Here is a 17,616-nt window from a genome sequence, read left to right as displayed (position 1 = left end):
GCTTGTCCGCCGAGGCGGAGCGTCGCCGCACCTTCGCCGTCATCTCGCATCCTGACGCCGGTAAGTCGACACTCACCGAAGCGCTGGCACTGCACGCGAAGAAGATCTCCGAGGCTGGTGCCGTCCACGGCAAGGCCGGCCGCAAGTCGACGGTCTCGGACTGGATGGAGATGGAGAAGGCCCGCGGCATTTCCGTCAGTTCCACCGCACTGCAGTTCAACTACCACTCGTCCGAGACCCCGGACGAGCAGATCAACGTCATCAACCTCGTCGACACCCCCGGTCACTCCGACTTCTCCGAGGACACGTACCGCGTCCTGACCGCCGTCGACGCAGCCGTCATGCTCATCGACGCTGCCAAGGGCCTCGAACCGCAGACGCTCAAGTTGTTCCAGGTGTGCCGTCACCGCGGCATTCCGGTCATCACGGTCATCAACAAGTGGGACCGTCCCGGCCAGACTCCTCTCGAACTGCTCGACGAGATCAGCGAACGCATCGGCCTCACGCCCACTCCCCTGTACTGGCCCGTCGGCATCGCCGGCGACTTCCGAGGACTGTTGCGGCGCGGCGAAGACGGTGAGGCTCGCGAGTACGTCCGCTTCACCCGTACCGCAGGCGGCGCGAAGATCGCCCCCGAAGAGGTCATGGACGCCGACGCGGCGCTCGCCAAGGAAGGCTCCGAGTGGGAGACCGCGGCCGAGGAGAGTGAACTGCTCTCCGCTACCGGCCAGGACCACGATCAGGAGATGTTCCTCGCCGGTCAGACGTCCCCGGTGATCTTCGCGTCCGCGATGCTCAACTTCGGTGTCCGCCAGATCCTCGACACTCTCGTCGAATTGGCGCCGCCGCCGCGGGGCCGCGAAGACCTCAGCGGCAAGCCGCGCGAGGTCACCGATCCGTTCAGTGCGGTCGTCTTCAAGGTGCAGGCCGGTATGGACACCGCGCACCGTGACCGTCTGGCGTTCATGCGCATCGTCTCCGGCGTGTTCGAGCGCGGCATGGTTGTCACACACGCCCAAACCGGCAAGCCCTTCACGACCAAGTACGCGCAGACGGTATTCGGCCGTGAACGTTCCACCGTCGAATCCGCGTTCCCCGGCGACGTCGTCGGCCTCGTCAACGCCACCGCACTCGCACCCGGCCACACGCTGTACACCGAGAAGAAGGTGGAGTTCCCGCCGATCCCGTCGTTCGCGCCGGAACACTTCTCGATCCTGCGCGCCGAAAGCGCCGGCAAGTACAAGCAGTTCCGCCGTGCAGTCGATCAACTCGATTCCGAGGGCGTCGTCCAGATTCTCCGCAACGACATCCGCGGCGACGCCTCCCCCGTCATGGCTGCTGTCGGCCCGATGCAGTTCGAGGTCGTCGCAGCGCGCATGAAGGCCGAGTTCAACGTCGAGGCCAAGATGGAACCACTCGGCTACGCATTGGCCCGCCGTACCGACGCCGCGTCCGAGGTCGAACTGAACCGTCAGCGCGGTGTGGAGGTCTTCACCCGATCCGACGGTGTCCTGCTCGCCCTTGTCAGTGACAAGTGGCGCCTGCAGTACATCCAGAAGGAACTCCCGGATCTGACGCTCGAACCCCTCGTCGCTGCTGCGGACTGATGAGCCTGATCGAGGCGCTGTTCGACGCTGAACTGCACATCGGCAGCGCCACGATTCTCTGGCGAGAGATCATCGGAAACGCGTTCGGAATAGGCTCCGCGATCGCGGGCGCGCGACGCTCGGTATGGGCGTGGCCTGTCGGTATAGCCGGAAATGCCTTGTTGTTCACGGTCTTCATGGGCGCACTTTTCCACACGCCGCAAGAGCTCAATCTCTACGGCCAGGCCGGCCGTCAGTTGTTGTTCATCACCGTCAGCGTCTACGGGTGGACCCAGTGGCGACGTGGGGCACGTGACTCCGGTCGCGCAGTCCTGCCCCACTGGGCGACAACTCGCGAGCGAGTCGCCATGATCGCCGTCATGGCAAGCGGCACAATCGCTTTCGCCTGGATCTTCGACCTTCTCGGCTCGTACGGAGCGTGGGCGGAGGCCTGGATCTTCACCGGCTCGATCCTCGCGACGTACGGGATGGCACGCGGCTGGACCGAGTTCTGGCTCATCTGGATCGGCGTCGACGCTGTCGGCGTTCCACTTCTATTCCGGGCCGGGTACTACCCGTCGGCCATCCTCTATCTGGTCTATGCATTCTTCGTTCTGTGGGGCTTCGCAATGTGGCTGCGCATTCAACGCCGAACTCCACAAGGGGTGTAACAGTAAACAGACTCCTGGTATGTTTGCGTCGATTAAGCAAACCAGCGGTCTGTTTACGGGCATCAGGAGCGAACAATGGAAGACAAGAATTCTCACGGAATAACGGGCGCCAACGGTTCCGGCAACGGATCGAGAGCCAGTAGTTCCGCGAGTAATGGTTCTGCGAGCAACCTTTCCACGGGTAACGGTTCTGCGAGCAACCTTTCCACGAGCAACGGTTCCAGCAGTGCCACCGCCACAGCGGATTTTCTGTCGACCGCACCCAAGCAATCGGATGCATTCACGTTTCCGCTTCCTGCCCGAACCACGGCCGCACACAGCAGCGGAGAGGACCTTTCAGTGCCAGCTTCAACACGCGAATCATCGAGGACACTCGAGACTCGGAGTCGCACCGTCGTACGGCGCGACGCGATGGGCGTAGCCGCCGTTCGAGTGGCCGGTCGACTCACCCACACCGAACTCATCGCGAATCAGGCCTCACCCTCGAGCACGCATTCCTCCGATCCCACGATGGATCTGGACGAGTTGCTCACGATGCTCGGCAGCTACCTGTTGTCCTCGGGGTTCGAACATCCCGAAATCCACGCCAAGCTCGGTGGACAGTCGATCGTCGTCAACCTCGTGTCGCCGGAGATCAGCGCCAGCTGATCTCGACCCAGCTGTTCAGGGCCACAGCACTGCTCGTGTCCATGCTCGGTCCGAGCCGCGCCGGTACAACCATCGCTGATGCCGACGCCCGGAGTCTGCCTGCCAGAACTCGACAGACTCCGGCTCGAGGCACCACGCACGCCAGTCCTTCGACACGAACCCCGGGTCGTCACTGATTCTTGCTTCCGCAGCGGCTACCGAGGCGTCGTACGCCCCTAAGTCTTCGAGCACCTCGCTCTGCTTACTTGCCGTCGCCACCGCCCTCGCAGTGACGGAGCGTTCGACGAAGTCTCGGCTTCGAAGTGCGTCGTCGCCCTCGCGAACCAACCCGCGAATCCGGACCTGCTGGCCCGTCTCACGCCAGTAGAAGGCGAGCGATGCTCGCGGATTTTCTTTCAGCTCAATGCCTTTCGGCGAAGCAGCTGAACCAGAAAACCAGAACCCGCCCTCGGTCACGTCCTTGAGGATGAGGAAGCGGGAATCGGGCATACCGTCACTGTCGACGGTCGCGAGCGCACACACGTGTGGCTCGACGACGCCGAAGGCCACGGCCGCACGGAGCCAGTCGAGGAACAGCTCTCCCGGCTTTTCCGGAAAATGTTCAGGCGCGGGCGGCGGAGTTCCGGTCAGTGCGGGGATTCCGCGAATCCACGTCCGTACGTCAGGCAGCGAAAAATCTGCATCAACCATGAGCCGACTCTAATCGCCGGCGGCCTCAGGAGACGTTGCGAACTACCGAGTCGCCGAACGACGGTTGCTGCAGCAGCGCCCACTTGTTGGACGTCAATCGGAAACTCGGCATGTCGGCGAGCGCCACCACCGATTCCCAGGTCCGCTCGTAGCTCGTGTGGGAGATTCGCCATTCACCGTCGCTGCAGCGGGTGTATCTGTCGTGATAGAAGGCCGATCCGCGAAGAAGCATGCCGTCTTCGGGGATCACCACAGTGTCCGCGAGGCACCAGATCCCGGTTGCGGTGTCTCCGTCGACGTCGATCTCGGGTTGCCCGCACTGATGTTCAGTGATGACGTGTGATCCGAGGGTGTTCTCGAGGAAGGAGACGAACGAATCTCGGGAATCGAAACTGAGTTGTTCTCCGTAGATCGCGGTGGCGTCGACGGTCAGAGTGTCGGCAAATTCGACCCACGATTTGGTGTCCAAGGCGCGTGCGTATCGGTACTTGAGTCTTTGGATGAGAACAATCGCTTCGAGATCCATGATCCCCGCCTCCCGGTGCAGCAACCACCCGTCCTATGTGTGCACATTAGCCTGTATCACGCCGAAACGGGCATTACTCTCAAAGCTAGTAGAAATGTCAGCCGATAACACGCTTTTCCAGGCCGTCGAGCATGATCGTGATCTTCTCGTCCAACCAACCTCGCCCGTGCCACGTCGATTCGTCGCCGATCCCCTCGACCAACGACTCCGACGCATTCCAACTCTCCTGATACGCCTGGCGCGCAGAACGCGAATCCGCGGAGCTCACGGTCTTGTCCATTGCCGCCATCATTGCGAACTGCGTCATGGTCACCTCGGAGATGAAGTCCACCGCCAGGACCGCGTCGTGTGGTGTGAAACCCTGCGCAGTCAACGAACCGACCAGTTTCTCCACGATCTCGATTATCGCCGGTGGCGTGCCCGGAACTGCGAGACCGACCTGGGCTAGACCTGGATAGCGCTCGAACGAGGACCACAGAACGTCGCACAAATCCTTCAGAAACTCACGCCACGGACGATCCGTGTCCGGCCATACAGTCTGACGCACAACGTGATCCGCGCAAGCCCGCAGCAGCGCTTCACGGTCCGCGAAGTAGCGATAAAGTGCAGAATGACTGACGCCCAGACGTTTTGCCACACTAGGCATGGTCAATTCACTCAGATCACCAGCCAGGGCGGCCTCGACGATGTCCACTGTCGACAACGTCGGCGGCCGCCCCGTCTTCTTTCCGGTTTGCATTCTGCTCAGCCTGCCACCTGCTCAGCCCGCTACCAACCGCCATCCCGACGCACGGTGGCGCTGGTTCCAGAACGCGGCGTAGTTCCCACCGGCTGCGAGCAGAACTTCGTGGGTTCCCACTTCGACGATCGAGCCGTCGTCACCGAGCACGATGATCTGGTCTGCGGCCACGACGGTCGACAGTTTGTGAGCGATGACCAGCAGTGTGCTTTCATTGGCGAGTTCCTGCATCGCACGCTGTACATGGGCCTCGTTCTCGGGATCGAGCGCGGCCGTCGCCTCGTCGAGCAGAACGATAGGTGCGCGTTTGAGGAGTGCGCGCGCGATGGAGACCCGCTGCCGCTCTCCACCGGACAGTGCCGTCCCACCCTCACCGACACGGGTGTCCCAACCCCGCGGAAGTCGCTCGACGATTTCCGCGACGCCCGCGATCCGAGCCACGTCGAAGACCTCATCGTCCGTGGCTTCGGGGCGACCCAGGCGGATGTTCGCGATCAACGTGTCGTCGAAGAGGTACACGTCCTGGAAAACCAAGGACAACTGCGACATCAGATCGGCACTCGTGAGGTCCCGCACATCGACGCCGCCGACACGTACCACCCCCGAGTCGACGTCGTAGAAGCGCGAGATCAGCCGAGTGACGGTGGTTTTGCCAGACCCTGACGGACCGACCAACGCCGTCAGCGACTTCCGCGGCACCTCGAAGGAGATGTCCCGCAGCACCTGCCCACCGTCCGCGTAGCCGAAGTCGACGGCGTCGAACTGCACGGCCGTCTCCCCCGTCGGCTGCCCGCTGGTATCGGGTTCTACCAGTGGTTCCACTTCGAGGATCTCGGACATCCGACGGATTTCGTTGCGTGCCATTCTGATTGCACCGCCGAACTCGCCGATCTCACCCAGCGGTTGGATGAACCGTGCGGTCAGGCCGAGTAGCGCGATCAACGTGACAGGGTCGATGTCGCCGCCGAGCGCGAGGAATGCACCCAGGATGATCACGGCAGAGAAGACGAATTGCAGGGCGATCCCGTTGACCACGGACCCGATCACCACGAACCACAGTTGTGAACGACCCGCAGTGTGTTGCGCTTCGATCGCGTCGTCGAGCGGTTCGTACACCCCGTGGGTGCGTCCGAAAGCACGCAGGACCGGTTGGCAACGAGCGTATTCGAGCACTCGATTGTTCGATTCGACGGCTGCGGCATGTGCCCGATCGTCGGCCTTCGCAGTCATCGTCGAGGCAAATCTGGCTGCCGCGAACAGAATCGGAACGCTGACCATCAGTGCCAGCCCGAGCCGCCAGTCGAAGAACAACATGCACACGACAATGGTTGCCGGGCTGGCGATTCCGGAGATGATCGGTGTCATGAGGTGCGCAGCCGCCCCCATCACCGAGATGGTGCCCTTGCTGGCAACCTGCGATACCTGGCCGAGTCGGCCGGCGCCGAACCAGCCGAGCGGCAGAGTGACGAGATGATCTCCCAGGCGCAGATGCATAGTCCTCAGCAGCGTGAGGGCCGACTCGAATCCCTTCATCGCCTGCAGGTAATGCGCAATCGAACTGATCACGGCGCACACGGCCATTGCGGCGAGCCACCGAAGGAAACTGCCCCAGTCCTGATCGAACAGTGCCTGCACCGCCGGGACCAGTAGCGCCACTGCCAAACCTTGCATCACGCCGTACAACACTGCCCACACCAGGAACTCGCGATAACGGCCCTGATTCTGCGGGCCGAGTATCCGGAAGAGGTCGCGAATCATGAGTTGGCCTTTCCTGCTGCGTCAGACGTACCAGCGATGCTGTCGGCCCGACTGTGACTCGCCCACATCCGGGCATAGGTTGAACCACTCGCCACAAGCTGATCGTGTGTGCCCTTCTCCACGATCCGTCCGGCATCGAGAACCACGATCTGATCGGCGCTCACGATCGAAGCCAACCGGTGCGCGATCACCAGCACGGTGCGCCCCACCGTCAAGCGCGACAACGCCTCCTGGATATCGGCTTCGGACTCCGGATCGGCGAAAGCGGTTGCTTCGTCGAGCACGAGAACAGGAGTGTCCGCGAGAATCGCACGCGCAATGGAGACCCTTTGGGCTTCACCACCCGAGAATCTGGCGTCGACCCCGACCACGGAGTCGTAGCCTCTCGGGAGCGCTTCGATTCGGTTGTCGATCTGCGCGGCTGCGGCAGCGGCCTTCACCTCAGCCGAAGTCGCCTGCGGTCGGGCAAGCCGAATGTTGTCGAGCACGGTCGCTTCGACCAGCTGCACGTCCTGCAGAACGAATCCGACGTGGCGGTACAGCTCGTCGGTCGCCACGTCCCTGACGTCGGCACCACCGATGGCCACGGATCCGGCACGCACGTCGTGGAACCTCGGAACCAGCGTTGCCAGCGTCGACTTACCCGAACCCGAAGGTCCGACCAACGCCGTCACCGTGCCCTCCGGCAGCGTCAGATCGATGTCGGTCAGAACGTCGGCGCCGTCGTCGTAGGCGAAAGAAACTCCGGAGAATCGAACTTCATTCCCCGCGGGACTTTTCGGATGATCGGTTTCCGGCAGCGCCTCGGTCGAGAACAGCGCAATCAGTCGCGCCGCAGCGGCGGCTGCCTCTCGGCGAGCCTGCATACCGAAACCGATGGTCGTCACCGACACCGGAATCACCATCGCGACAAGAGAACTGGTCAGCACATCGATGGGTGACACCCATCCGGAGTGGACGAACCACGAGCCGAGGCCAAGGTTGACCACCAGCACTACCGGTGCGCTCAATGCAATCGAGGCCAGCGCCTCGGTCCGGAGCATCGGGCGAACCCAGCCCTCGTACGAGAGTGCAAATGCCTTGGCGGCGTCGCGGTACCGGGAGTGTGACTGCTTGTCCTGACCGAAGGTCTTGACCACTGCGATACCGGTGACGAACTCGACGATGGTGTTGCTGATGGCCGCGATGCCCTCATTCATCCGGCTCATCTTGACGGCCATGTCCTTGGTCATCGTCGCGTAGGCGATCATGTAGATCGGGAGCGTGGCAATCGCGACCAATCCCAGACGCCAGTCGATCGAGATCACGTAGCCGAGTCCGACGAGCGGCACTGCGATGGCTCCGGTGGTCTCGACGGCGCTGTGCGCAACCAGGTAATGGAGATCGGAGATGTCGTTCTGCGCGGCTTTGCGCACGGTTCCGGACGAGTGGGAGGTGAACCAGCCCAGGGGAAGTCGACCGAGAGTCGCTGCGATTCGACGCCGCAGCACCGCCTGCAGATTCACATCGGCGAAGTGCGTCACGATCAACGCACCGCCTCCGAAGAACGCACGCATACCCAGACCGAAGACGACCACCCACACGATCGTCCAGACACGGGACGAGTCGACGTCACCGCCCACGATCAGCGTCTTACCCAGTTCGGCGATGGCCACGTACGGCACGATGGCGGCGACCGCGGCGATCACCTGCATCACCATCGCGATGGTGGTCCGCGTGCGCACTGGAGCAAGGAGTTCGCGAAGCGCGCTCTTGTGCTCCGCCGCTTCAGCTTTGGCTTGCGAGGCTTCGGCCGCCGCGCCTTGTGATACGTCGGCCTCTTCAGATGAAATGTCTGCTTTCGTGGCCTGTGTCGTCGTCATTTCGAGAACGCCTTCCATCGGGTAACTGCGTCGGCGTCGGATGCGATGCGTCCTTGGAGCTCCGCGCCGGTGAGTGTGCGATCGGCAAGTGCCTCGAGGTCTTCGAGGATCCAGTAGACCGCGAAGGGATAACTGCCGAACCAGAGTTCGCCGCTGACGTCTGCCGTGCGCCCGGCCTGCACCGCAGGGATCTCGTTGAACAACGGATTTGCGTGTACCAGTGCGCCGTCGTAGATGTTTCCCGAGGTCACGACCATCGCGTCCGCCGCGTGCTGCCCGACCTCCTCGCCCGACACCGAAGACGTGGCAACACCTGTGTTCGGTCCGATCTTCGCGTCGAGTTCGGCTTGTGGACGCCTGAAACCGGCTTCCTCGATGATCGAGGACATCGGCGACTGTGGGATGACGGTGTAGATGCCGCCGGAGAATCCCACCAGCACGGACAACATCTGCGGTTGCGCCTCGACCGTTCCGGATACTTCGGCAAATTTGGTCTCGAGCCTCGACACGATTTCGCGAGCTTCGGACTCTCGACCCAGAGCAGTCGCCGCGGTATTCAGAACTTCGCGCCACGGCGCCGCATAGGCGAGCACCGTCGTCGGGACAATCTCGTTGGCCTGAGCCGTGATCGACGTCAGCGACCCGACGTCACTGAGCAGGATTCTGTCAGGATCGACTGCTGCGATCTGTTCGACGTCGGGTGACTCGAAGAACGTCGGTTTGTCGACGACCTCTATGCCCTCGCTCTGCAAGATCTCCTTCGCCGCCTGTGATTGCAGGGTGGCAAAGACCGTATCGGGCTTGACCCCGAGCGTGAGCGCGTTGAGTGCTGCGAACTCGTCCAGTGCGCCCCACTGCTGCCGCATCCTTCTCTCCCCGCTTTAGTTACATACTGTCTCGATTAGGGGAGCCTACAATAACTCAAGCCGTTTGTGCAGCCCTCGTCACCGGAAGTGCGAACGCCGGCAGACACGCGACAACACTGATGACTGCGCCCATCACGAACGCCGCCCCGAACGAATCACCGGAAATACCGATCGCCAGGACTGCTGTGGTCACCGGCGCACCCACCGCCGACCCCACGGTCCTGATCACGCTGTTGACACCACTGGCCGCTGCCATCTCCGATGGCGGCACGATCGAAGCAACCAACAGAGCACAGACCGCGAACCCCACGCCGTTCCCCAACCCGACGAGGGAGAAGAACAGCACGATCGCAACCACCGAACTCGGCCAGATTGCAAGTCCGATCGCGCCCGTCGCCATGAGTGCCAGCGCTGTCACCGCCGGTACTCGCGGCCCGTATCGCCGCGCGAGAGCCGGCGTCAAACGCCCGCCGAGAAAGACGAGTACAGCGGCAGGCAAGAGCGCCAACCCGGTCTGCACGACAGTGAATCCGCTTCCGTACGTAGACGTGTCCGGCGCCTGGAGGATCCGCGGCAGGCAGAGGTAGAAGATGTACGGCACGAATCCGAACACCAGAGTGAGTGCGCTGGTGATCATCATCGGTTTGTCCCGAAAGACTCGCATGTCGACAATCGGCGCGTCGTGGCGGGAATCGACGGCAATCAGTGTCGCGAACGAAACGAACGCGATCACAACCAGACCCCAGAATCCGAGCGACAGAACTCCCCAGTCGGAGGCTTTGGTGATCGCCAGGAGCAGGCTCACCAACCCGAACGCGAGTGCTCCGGCACCGGCCCAGTCCGTCGGCATACCCGGCCGGCGATGCGAACCCGGAACCACGGCCACCACCGCGACCAATGCGAGCACGATCAAGATCCCGGTGATCACGAACAACCACTGCCAACTGAGATACTCGAGAATGACACCGCCGATCACCAGTGCACTTCCGGCACCGATTCCCAAAGTCCCAGCGAGCCAACCTATCCCCGAAGACAACTCGGGGCCCACTACCGTTCTCCGCAGTACTGCCATCGCGAGCGGGAAGCTCGCCATACTCACTCCCTGGACGGCCCGAACGACGAGCAGCACCCCGATGTTCGGCGCTGCCGCGGCGGCGAATGTGGCGATGGCAAAGATGATCAGAACGATCACCAGAACTCGCTTGTCGCCGAACCGGTCACCCATTGCCCCGACGATCGGAGCCATCACCGCGGCCGCCAACAGATAGGACGTAAGAATCCACCCGGTCACCGCCACGGACGTGTCGAAATGCTCACCCAACACCGGCAACGCCGGTACCAGCATGGTCTGCATGAGCGAGTAGACGAGTACCGCTCCAGCCAGGGCTGCGATCACCCGGCTCCCGGATCGCGTGGGCGCCTCTGCCAAGGTCGTCATCGACACCTTCCTCCAATCATGAATCGAATCGGAACGGAACACTCCGTTCCGATTGAGTAAACCATGCATTGCTAGCCTGTGGGAATGGCGAAAGAGAATGCGAGCCTCCCCGGACGCGCCCGAGAAGCCGCAGACAACGACGTCACCGTGCTGCGAGCAGCGCGCGAGATTTTTGCCGAACAGGGTTGGAATGCACCGGTATCGGCGATTGCCGCACGGGCCGGAGTGGGCGTCGGCAGCATCTATCGCCGATACCGAGGCAAGGAGGAACTGGCGCAATCCCTGCGCGTCTGGGCGATCGATCACCTCGCCACCCTTGCCCGAGAGTGCGTGAGCACCGCGAAAACCGATGAAGCCGTATTGAAGACGTTCTTCTCGCGATATCTCACCGAATCGGTGGGACCGCTCATTCCGGTCCTCGGCGGCAGACTGCCCGAACACGCCGAAGTCACTCGTGCCGCCGAAGAATTGGAGGACGCACTGCAATCCATGGTCGACGTCTGCATCGACGCTCACGAAGTCCCGCCCAGCTTCACTGCTGCAGACGTCATGCTCATGACAGTGCATCTGCGGCCGACTCTGCCGATCGATGGCGATCGAGCCACCGAAATACACACGCGCTATCTCGACTTCATGCTCGACGGACTTCGTGGCGGAACACCTCAACCATCGATCACTCCCCCGTCCTGGAGCGAATGGCTTCAGATGTGGCAGGGCACCTGACCCGGAGAACACCCGAACGGAACATCAGGTTAGGCTTACCTAGCTTAGTTCGCCATGTTCGGAAGGTTTTCATGAAACTCACCCGCCGGTTCGCCGGATTCGCCGCACTACCCGCCGTCGCCACACTCCTACTCACCGGTTGCGGAAGTAGCGACGCATCACCTTCTACCGAGACCAGATCTGCCGACCAGTCCTGGAGTTACACAACGGGATACGGAAACACGATCACCCTCGATCACGCCCCGGAGCGGATCGTCGTCGACGCATATTCCGCAGCGGCGCTGTGGGACTACGGTATTCGGCCGGTCGGCATCTTCGGTTACGGCGTCGGCAATCCCGACGTCACCGATCATGCCGACGAGTCGACCATGACGGTCGTCGGCCGTGAAGGCGAACTCAGCGCGGAAGCACTTGCGGCACTGGACCCCGACCTCGTCATCGGGTACGGCAACAGTGACGACCCGACGCGATGGACTTGGTGGGACGAGCCGATGGGCAACACCGTCAACAATGTTGCACCGTTTGTCGGCGTCAAGTTCTCCGGAGCCTCGACACCGGACGTGTTGAGCGAATACGCCTCACTCGCCGAAGCTCTCGACGGGAACACCGACACAGCCGCAGCACGCGAGGGCAAGGAAGCATTCGAATCCGGTGCAGAGCGAATCCGAACTGCCGCGGCCAAGGTCAACGACATCGAAGTCCTCGCCCTGAACGGTGACAGCTCCGAGTTGTACGCAGGCACAACGGCGCTCGCCCAGTTCGGTTATCTGAAGGAACTCGGCGTGAAGTTCACCGGACCGGGAGGCGACAAAGGCTGGGCCGACCTCAGCTGGGAGCAGGTCCCGGATTACCCGGCGGACATCGTGTTCCAGTTCGCGAAGTCGGCAGAATCATTCGCAGTATCACCCGTGTTCGTCAAGCTGCCCGCGGTGACCGCGAACCAGGTGATCGACTTCGACGACAAGCGTCCCAACACCTACGCCAATTACGGCGCCTGGTTCGAGCAGGTTGCACAACTACTCGACCAGGCCCGCAACGTCGCCTGAATTACTGCCCAGCAGTGATTCGCCCGGCCGCTTCCTCGAGAACGTCGAGGAAGATGGCCGCGGTGAGCGCAAATCCTTGGTTGTATCGCGCGTCGCTGGTCAACACGTTGCCCGCTTGAACTGCAGGCAACCGCTGCCATGTCGGCTGCGTCTTGATCGCGTCGAGTGCTTCCTGATCGCGAGCTTGGGCGATGATCACATCCGCCGGAGCCAAGGTGTCGAGTTGCTCGAACGACAACTCGAACGAGTTCTCTGCATTGTCGTCGTCACGGAAAAGCACGTCCAGGCCGGCATCGATCGCAACACTGATCCGCAGATTCCGCTGATGCACAAGGAATCCGGTCGGCGTCTGAACGCCGAATACGATCTTCTTTCCGCCCAGCTTCTCCTGCAACATGGGTCGCAGTCTCGCGAGCTTGTCGTCGTACTCCGCGATGGAAGCCTCGGCGATTGCCACACGGTCGAGTTGGCTCGCCTGCGCCATCAGCGCACCTCGCCAGTCGACCGGGTGTCCGGCGATCGGTTCGACGTCGTCGCCGACCACCAACAGTGGCGCGATCGAAGACAAGCGCTCGGTGCCGTACCAGTCACTCGTGTAACCGATCGCAGTGATCACGATCAGATCGGGTTCGAGAGCGAGCAGAGCCTCGAAATTGGTGGAGAAATCGCCGGCTACGTTGACGAAGCTCGCGTCCTCGATGGTACGGCCGGGAAACTGGAATCCTGCCTTGGCATCGGGGAACCAGAAGTTCCCCGAACCGACGATCGGGTAGTCCATCATCATCGCGAATTCGAGGTCGACGCGGCCGTCCAGCACCACAACGCGCTTGGGGTCGCGCGGAACGTCGCCGCTGAACTCGCCCCACGTGTACGGGAGAGTGTCACTGGCCGAGTCCGACTCGGCATCGGAAGTTCCACACGCACTCAGCGCCAGTGCTGCAGCCACACCGGCTGCGCCACCGAAGAATCGGCGCCGTGAAATGCGGTCGACGATCTGAGCCCACTCCGAATCGGTGACCTGCGTATCCAGGACGAGTGTCATACCTTTGCTCCTTCGATGTTTCGCTGACGCTCGCGTCCCAGCGGAATGACAAGTGGTGTGTGGGAAACCGGATCGTCGATGATGCGGCACGCCATGCCGAACACCTCCTGCACCAGTTCTTCGGTGATGATCTCCGCGGGCGGGCCTTCGGCGACCACGGCGCCGTCCTTCATCGCGATGATGTGAGTTCCGTAGCGGCACGCGTGATTGAGATCGTGAAGCACAGCCACCAGCGTGTGCCCGTCGTTCTCGTTCAGATCGCGGCACAACTCCAGAAGCTCGATCTGATGCGCGATGTCGAGGAACGTCGTCGGCTCGTCCAGCAGCACCAACGGAGTCTGCTGCGCGAGAACCATCGCGACCCAGACACGTTGGCGCTGACCACCGGACAGTTCGTCGACCGGCCTGGCAGAGAGATCCGTGACCTTGGTTGCCTCCATCGCCTTGATGACGGCGGCCTCGTCCTCTCGCGACCACTGGCGGATCAGCTTCTGATGCGGATAACGTCCTCGCGCAACCAGATCTGCGACCTTGATACCGTCCGGGGCGATGGATGTCTGCGGCAGAAGCCCGAGCCGCCTCGCAACTTCCTTGGCCGGGTACGACGTGATCGCTTTGCCGTCGAGAAGAACCTTGCCGGTGGTCGGCTTGAGCAACCGGGACAACGCACGCAGAAGTGTCGACTTGCCGCAGGCGTTGGGACCGACGATGACGGTGAAGCCACCGTCGGGGATCTCGACGTCGAGGTGCTCCGAGATGACGCGCTTGTCGTACCCGATCGTGACGTCCTCGGCGCGAAGCCGATTCGTCTTCTCAGCCACGACGCCCGCCGCACTTGCCTCGTTCACGCTGTTCCTCGTTCCTTCACCGATCACTGCTTACGGGCCTCTCGCGCGAGAAGCCATACAAAATAGATGCCACCGATGGAGACGGTGACGACGCCGACCGGCAACTGTGTCGGTGCAAAAGCTCGCTGCGCCACCCAGTCGCTGACCATCAGCAACGCGCCACCCATTGCTGCCGACGGCAGCAGGGTCACTCCGGCACTACCGGTCAATCGCCTCACCAATTGCGGAGCCGCCAGCGAGACGAACCCGATCGGTCCGGCCGCTGCTGTCACCATGGCCGTCAGAGCGACTCCGAGAACAACCAGGGAAAGCCGCGTGGGTTCGGCCCGGATGCCGAGCGCCTTGGCGGCGTCGTCGCCCATCTCGAGCATCTGCATCCGCCTGCCCAACACCAGGATCAGCGGAACGAGGATGGCCAGCACGACGACCACCGGCCACACCTGAGTCCAGCCGAGACCGTTCAACGAACCGGCACCCCACACTGCGGCGGCCATGGCGTCGTCAAGTTTCGCCTTGAGAATCATCCAGGTGTTGACCGAGCCCAACATCGCACTGATGGCGATACCGACGATGATCAACCGGAATCCCTGCACACCACGCTTGTACGCAAGGAGGTAAACCACTGCTGCGGTCGCGATTCCGCCCACCAGAGCACCGACTGCGATCTCGTAGTAAGTACCACCGATGAGGAGGATGACCACAAGAGCGCCCGTGTACGCACCGGAGTTGAAGCCGATGATGTCTGGGCTACCCAACGGGTTCCTGGTGAGCGATTGAAAGATCGCACCGCTCATGCCGAGTGCCGCACCGAGCATCAGCGCCAACAGAACTCGGGGCAGACGCCATTCCACGACAACCATGTGGATGCGCGCGGGAGCCTCGCCGAACAGTGCGCCGAGGACGTCCCCGATCGGCACCTGGTAGTCACCACTACCGAGGGCGATGACACCGATCGCCAGTGCAAGCGCAACGAGGATGAGGCAGACCGTGACCGTGCGGACGTCGATCCGCGCGGACCAGCCTTCTTTGGGTGAGCGCACCACCGTGGTGGGGCGCCCGAAATCGATGCTCACAGACCGCTCACCTTGCTTCGACGCACCAGCATGATCAGCACCGGAGCTCCGATGAATGCCGTGACGATGCCGACCTGAAGTTCACCCGGGCGCAGCACGATTCGGCCGACGACGTCGGAGAAGAGAAGCAGAATCGGCGAGCACACCAACGTGTACGGGAGAATCCATCGCTGATCCGGTCCGACAAACCATCTTGCGACGTGCGGAACCATCAGACCGACGAATCCGATCGGGCCGGCCGCCGCTGTCGCTGCGCCACACAGCAAGGTCACCGCGATGACACCGAGGATACGAGTGCGAGTGATGTTGGCACCGAGCGAACGTGCCAGATCGTCACCCAAGGCCACGGCGTTGAGTTGGCGCGCCAACGCGAGCGCCAGGAAGAGCCCGATGAGGATGAAGGGCGCAACGGCCAGAACGATTTCCAAGGAACGTCCGCTGAGTGAGCCGGCATTCCACTGGCGCATCTGGTCGAAGGCGGTCGGGTTGAGCAAGGTGATGCCGGACGAGATGCCGCCGAGCACGGAGCCGATGGCAACACCGGCCAGTGTTAGCCGAATGGGCGTCGCACCACCTCGACCGATCGAGCCCAGCGTGTAGACGATCGCCGTGGCTATCACCGCTCCGAGGAACGCGAACCAGATGTACGACCAGATGCTGGTCAGGCCGAAGACCGCGACGGCAACAACCATCGCAAAGCCTGCTCCGGCATTGACACCGAGAATTCCGGGGTCAGCCAAGGGATTTCGTGTCATCGCCTGGATGAGGCCACCGGCCACGCCGAGCGCCATGCCGACTATCAGACCGAGCAGAGTACGCGGCAGCCGCAGGTCACGGATGATCACGTGATCGTTCGAGTCGTCGTAGTTCACCAGCGCGTCGATGACCGTGCCGAACGGAATGGTCTTCGATCCCACCGCAATGCTCAGAAGGAGCACGGCGGCAAGCACCACCAGGCACACCAGAAGACCCGCCATACGACGAGAGTTGGTCGATACCAGGCCGTCCGGTTGCTTCTGCTTCTCTTGCAGCGACTCGTCGATCAGTTCTTCGGTGTGTTTGTCGACGGCTCTCTCGTCAGCCGCACTCTGGTCGACGGCACTCTTGTCTAATCCAACGGTCACAAGCCGGCGCTCTCTAGAGTCTTCTCGACCTCGTCGCGGATCTCTTCCTCGTCGCGGTCCGATTCCCAGGCCGCATCGAGTGCCGCGCGGACACTCTCGTCGAGGGCCTCGTACTTCGCGTTCCAGACCTCGGCCTTGTACGTCCAGTAGCCGATGACCTTGTACTGCTCACCCGGCAACTTCAGTTCGTGGCGAAGGTACTTGCGGATGTCACGGAGCATCGTGCTCTCGCCTGCCACCCACACGTATCCGAGTTCGGTGGGCAGGTTCATCGCGCGAACCGCGTCCGGGAGCTTCGACGGTGCAACACCGTTGCCACTGCCGACCAGCCAGATGAACTCGACGTCGGCGTCCGAGGTGATCTGCTGCTTGTGCGACTCGTCCACCACCTCGACGATCGCCTTGGCCGACATACCGGCCGGCAACTGTTCGATCAGACGACCGAGTGCGGGGAGTCCGGTTGCGTCGGCGACGAACACCTGCCAGCGTGCGTCGGCCGGCGGCTCGTAGAGGCCACGAGACTCGCCGATCGCCAACTTGTCACCGATCTCGGCTTTCTGCGCCCAGTCGCTGGCGATTCCGCCCTCGTGAACGACGAAGTCGATTGTCATTCGGCTGGTTTCGGCATCGAACCGTCGCACGGTGTACGGCTGGCACGGGGATGGTTCCTCGCCCTCCGGGTACCGCCAACCGCGCGGTGCGTCCGGATCTTCCGCCGGTAGAACGAACTCGCCTGTAGCCGGGACCGGGAAGTGGAGGCGCAGGTATTCGTCACCGGTACCGGTGGTTTCGAAGGCGGTCAGCTCCTCCCCTCCGAACACGATACGAACCATTCCCGGGGTCACGTACTCCTTGTGAAGTACCTCGCCGAACACAAGACTCACAACAATCTCCAACATCGATGGAACATGAACCGGACCCGAACACGAGGATCAAATCCGACTTCCGGACATAGTTAACCCGCGCTAAGTAAGGT

The 17,616-nt window shown here is 62.3% G+C and carries 18 protein-coding genes; 5 read left to right on the top strand and 13 right to left on the bottom strand.

Features of this window, described 5'->3' with window-relative positions; genetic code table 11:
* Positions 1–2: 2 nt before the first annotated feature.
* On the top strand, positions 3–1,607 hold the full coding sequence (locus AC3WQS_RS05230) for a peptide chain release factor 3 (protein ID WP_135000451.1): 1,605 nt from the start codon (positions 3–5) through the stop codon (positions 1,605–1,607).
* Entirely contained in the window at positions 1,607–2,257 is a 651-nt protein-coding gene (gene pnuC / locus AC3WQS_RS05225; RefSeq protein WP_019744670.1) for a nicotinamide riboside transporter PnuC, read from the top strand. Before AC3WQS_RS05230 ends, pnuC begins: the two co-directional genes overlap by 1 nt.
* Before the next feature lie 92 nt (positions 2,258–2,349).
* Here the strand turns inward: pnuC and AC3WQS_RS05220 are convergent, their stop codons facing one another.
* On the bottom strand, positions 2,350–2,541 hold the full coding sequence (locus AC3WQS_RS05220; protein WP_306490524.1) for a hypothetical protein: 192 nt from the start codon (positions 2,539–2,541) through the stop codon (positions 2,350–2,352).
* Between the two features lie 55 nt (positions 2,542–2,596).
* Here AC3WQS_RS05220 and AC3WQS_RS05215 point away from each other — a divergent pair, with 55 nt between their 5' ends.
* Positions 2,597–2,905, top strand: coding sequence for a hypothetical protein (locus AC3WQS_RS05215; protein ID WP_283301934.1), 309 nt, complete (start codon positions 2,597–2,599; stop codon positions 2,903–2,905).
* A 15-nt stretch (positions 2,906–2,920) separates the two neighbouring features.
* Here the strand turns inward: AC3WQS_RS05215 and AC3WQS_RS05210 are convergent, their stop codons facing one another.
* The 7 genes from AC3WQS_RS05210 to AC3WQS_RS05180 form a co-directional block, all read right to left on the bottom strand.
* On the bottom strand, positions 2,921–3,595 hold the full coding sequence (locus AC3WQS_RS05210) for a pyridoxine/pyridoxamine 5'-phosphate oxidase (protein ID WP_046378961.1): 675 nt from the start codon (positions 3,593–3,595) through the stop codon (positions 2,921–2,923).
* A 25-nt stretch (positions 3,596–3,620) separates the two neighbouring features.
* The gene (locus AC3WQS_RS05205) at positions 3,621–4,121 is read right to left on the bottom strand and encodes a nuclear transport factor 2 family protein (RefSeq protein WP_020970307.1); all 501 of its coding nucleotides are present in this window, start codon (positions 4,119–4,121) and stop codon (positions 3,621–3,623) included.
* A gap of 97 nt (positions 4,122–4,218) precedes the next feature.
* Positions 4,219–4,860: a TetR/AcrR family transcriptional regulator gene (locus tag AC3WQS_RS05200; protein WP_020908585.1), complete on the bottom strand. Its 642-nt coding sequence runs from the start codon at positions 4,858–4,860 to the stop codon at positions 4,219–4,221.
* A gap of 21 nt (positions 4,861–4,881) precedes the next feature.
* Positions 4,882–6,618, bottom strand: a complete 1,737-nt coding sequence (locus tag AC3WQS_RS05195; protein WP_483634183.1) for an ABC transporter ATP-binding protein — start codon at positions 6,616–6,618, stop codon at positions 4,882–4,884.
* The gene (locus AC3WQS_RS05190; protein WP_492711584.1) at positions 6,615–8,480 is read right to left on the bottom strand and encodes an ABC transporter ATP-binding protein; all 1,866 of its coding nucleotides are present in this window, start codon (positions 8,478–8,480) and stop codon (positions 6,615–6,617) included. Before AC3WQS_RS05190 ends, AC3WQS_RS05195 begins: the two co-directional genes overlap by 4 nt.
* Positions 8,477–9,346: an ABC transporter substrate-binding protein gene (locus tag AC3WQS_RS05185; RefSeq protein ID WP_492711585.1), complete on the bottom strand. Its 870-nt coding sequence runs from the start codon at positions 9,344–9,346 to the stop codon at positions 8,477–8,479. Before AC3WQS_RS05185 ends, AC3WQS_RS05190 begins: the two co-directional genes overlap by 4 nt.
* 55 nt (positions 9,347–9,401) lie before the next feature.
* Positions 9,402–10,784, bottom strand: coding sequence for an MFS transporter (locus tag AC3WQS_RS05180; RefSeq protein WP_046378963.1), 1,383 nt, complete (start codon positions 10,782–10,784; stop codon positions 9,402–9,404).
* Between the two features lie 84 nt (positions 10,785–10,868).
* Between AC3WQS_RS05180 and AC3WQS_RS05175 the strand changes: the two genes are divergently transcribed.
* Together AC3WQS_RS05175 and AC3WQS_RS05170 are read left to right on the top strand one after the other, a co-directional pair.
* Positions 10,869–11,507 carry a TetR/AcrR family transcriptional regulator gene (locus AC3WQS_RS05175; protein WP_046378964.1) on the top strand — a complete coding sequence of 213 codons (639 nt, stop codon included), beginning with the start codon at positions 10,869–10,871 and terminating at the stop codon, positions 11,505–11,507.
* Between the two features lie 71 nt (positions 11,508–11,578).
* A complete protein-coding gene (locus AC3WQS_RS05170; protein WP_492711586.1) occupies positions 11,579–12,553 on the top strand; it encodes an ABC transporter substrate-binding protein in 975 nt (324 codons plus the stop codon).
* Between the two features lies 1 nt (position 12,554).
* Here AC3WQS_RS05170 and AC3WQS_RS05165 read toward each other — a convergent pair whose 3' ends face one another.
* Genes AC3WQS_RS05165 through AC3WQS_RS05145 form a run of 5 tightly spaced genes read right to left on the bottom strand, consistent with a single transcriptional unit; the run spans position 12,555 to position 17,524 of the window.
* Positions 12,555–13,595 (bottom strand): ABC transporter substrate-binding protein, encoded by a 1,041-nt coding sequence (locus AC3WQS_RS05165; RefSeq protein ID WP_046378965.1) that lies wholly within the window; start codon positions 13,593–13,595, stop codon positions 12,555–12,557.
* Positions 13,592–14,443, bottom strand: a complete 852-nt coding sequence (locus tag AC3WQS_RS05160) for an ABC transporter ATP-binding protein (RefSeq protein WP_044479581.1) — start codon at positions 14,441–14,443, stop codon at positions 13,592–13,594. The genes AC3WQS_RS05165 and AC3WQS_RS05160 overlap by 4 nt, the downstream gene beginning before the upstream one ends.
* Positions 14,444–14,466: 23 nt before the next feature.
* The gene (fepG, locus tag AC3WQS_RS05155; RefSeq protein WP_042952533.1) at positions 14,467–15,516 is read right to left on the bottom strand and encodes an iron-enterobactin ABC transporter permease; all 1,050 of its coding nucleotides are present in this window, start codon (positions 15,514–15,516) and stop codon (positions 14,467–14,469) included.
* Positions 15,513–16,640, bottom strand: coding sequence for a Fe(3+)-siderophore ABC transporter permease (locus tag AC3WQS_RS05150; protein WP_020970315.1), 1,128 nt, complete (start codon positions 16,638–16,640; stop codon positions 15,513–15,515). Before AC3WQS_RS05150 ends, fepG begins: the two co-directional genes overlap by 4 nt.
* Entirely contained in the window at positions 16,637–17,524 is an 888-nt protein-coding gene (locus AC3WQS_RS05145; protein WP_020970316.1) for a siderophore-interacting protein, read from the bottom strand. Before AC3WQS_RS05145 ends, AC3WQS_RS05150 begins: the two co-directional genes overlap by 4 nt.
* Between the last annotated feature and the right edge of the window lie 92 nt (positions 17,525–17,616).

The sequence above is a fragment of the Rhodococcus sp. FW305-130 genome, from assembly GCF_058788335.1.
The sequence above is the reverse complement of the archived record's forward strand: the minus strand, read 5'-3'. Positions and strand labels throughout refer to the sequence as shown.

Coding starts and splice junctions, on each gene's coding strand:
- pnuC (WP_019744670.1), top strand. CDS start 1,607: ATGAGCCTGATCGAGGCGCTGTTCGACGCTGAACTGCACATCGGCAGC.
- AC3WQS_RS05210 (WP_046378961.1), bottom strand. CDS start 3,595: ATGGTTGATGCAGATTTTTCGCTGCCTGACGTACGGACGTGGATTCGC.
- AC3WQS_RS05205 (WP_020970307.1), bottom strand. CDS start 4,121: ATGGATCTCGAAGCGATTGTTCTCATCCAAAGACTCAAGTACCGATAC.
- AC3WQS_RS05200 (WP_020908585.1), bottom strand. CDS start 4,860: ATGCAAACCGGAAAGAAGACGGGGCGGCCGCCGACGTTGTCGACAGTG.
- AC3WQS_RS05195 (WP_483634183.1), bottom strand. CDS start 6,618: ATGATTCGCGACCTCTTCCGGATACTCGGCCCGCAGAATCAGGGCCGT.
- AC3WQS_RS05190 (WP_492711584.1), bottom strand. CDS start 8,480: ATGACGACGACACAGGCCACGAAAGCAGACATTTCATCTGAAGAGGCC.
- AC3WQS_RS05185 (WP_492711585.1), bottom strand. CDS start 9,346: ATGCGGCAGCAGTGGGGCGCACTGGACGAGTTCGCAGCACTCAACGCG.
- AC3WQS_RS05180 (WP_046378963.1), bottom strand. CDS start 10,784: ATGACGACCTTGGCAGAGGCGCCCACGCGATCCGGGAGCCGGGTGATC.
- AC3WQS_RS05175 (WP_046378964.1), top strand. CDS start 10,869: ATGGCGAAAGAGAATGCGAGCCTCCCCGGACGCGCCCGAGAAGCCGCA.
- AC3WQS_RS05170 (WP_492711586.1), top strand. CDS start 11,579: ATGAAACTCACCCGCCGGTTCGCCGGATTCGCCGCACTACCCGCCGTC.
- AC3WQS_RS05165 (WP_046378965.1), bottom strand. CDS start 13,595: ATGACACTCGTCCTGGATACGCAGGTCACCGATTCGGAGTGGGCTCAG.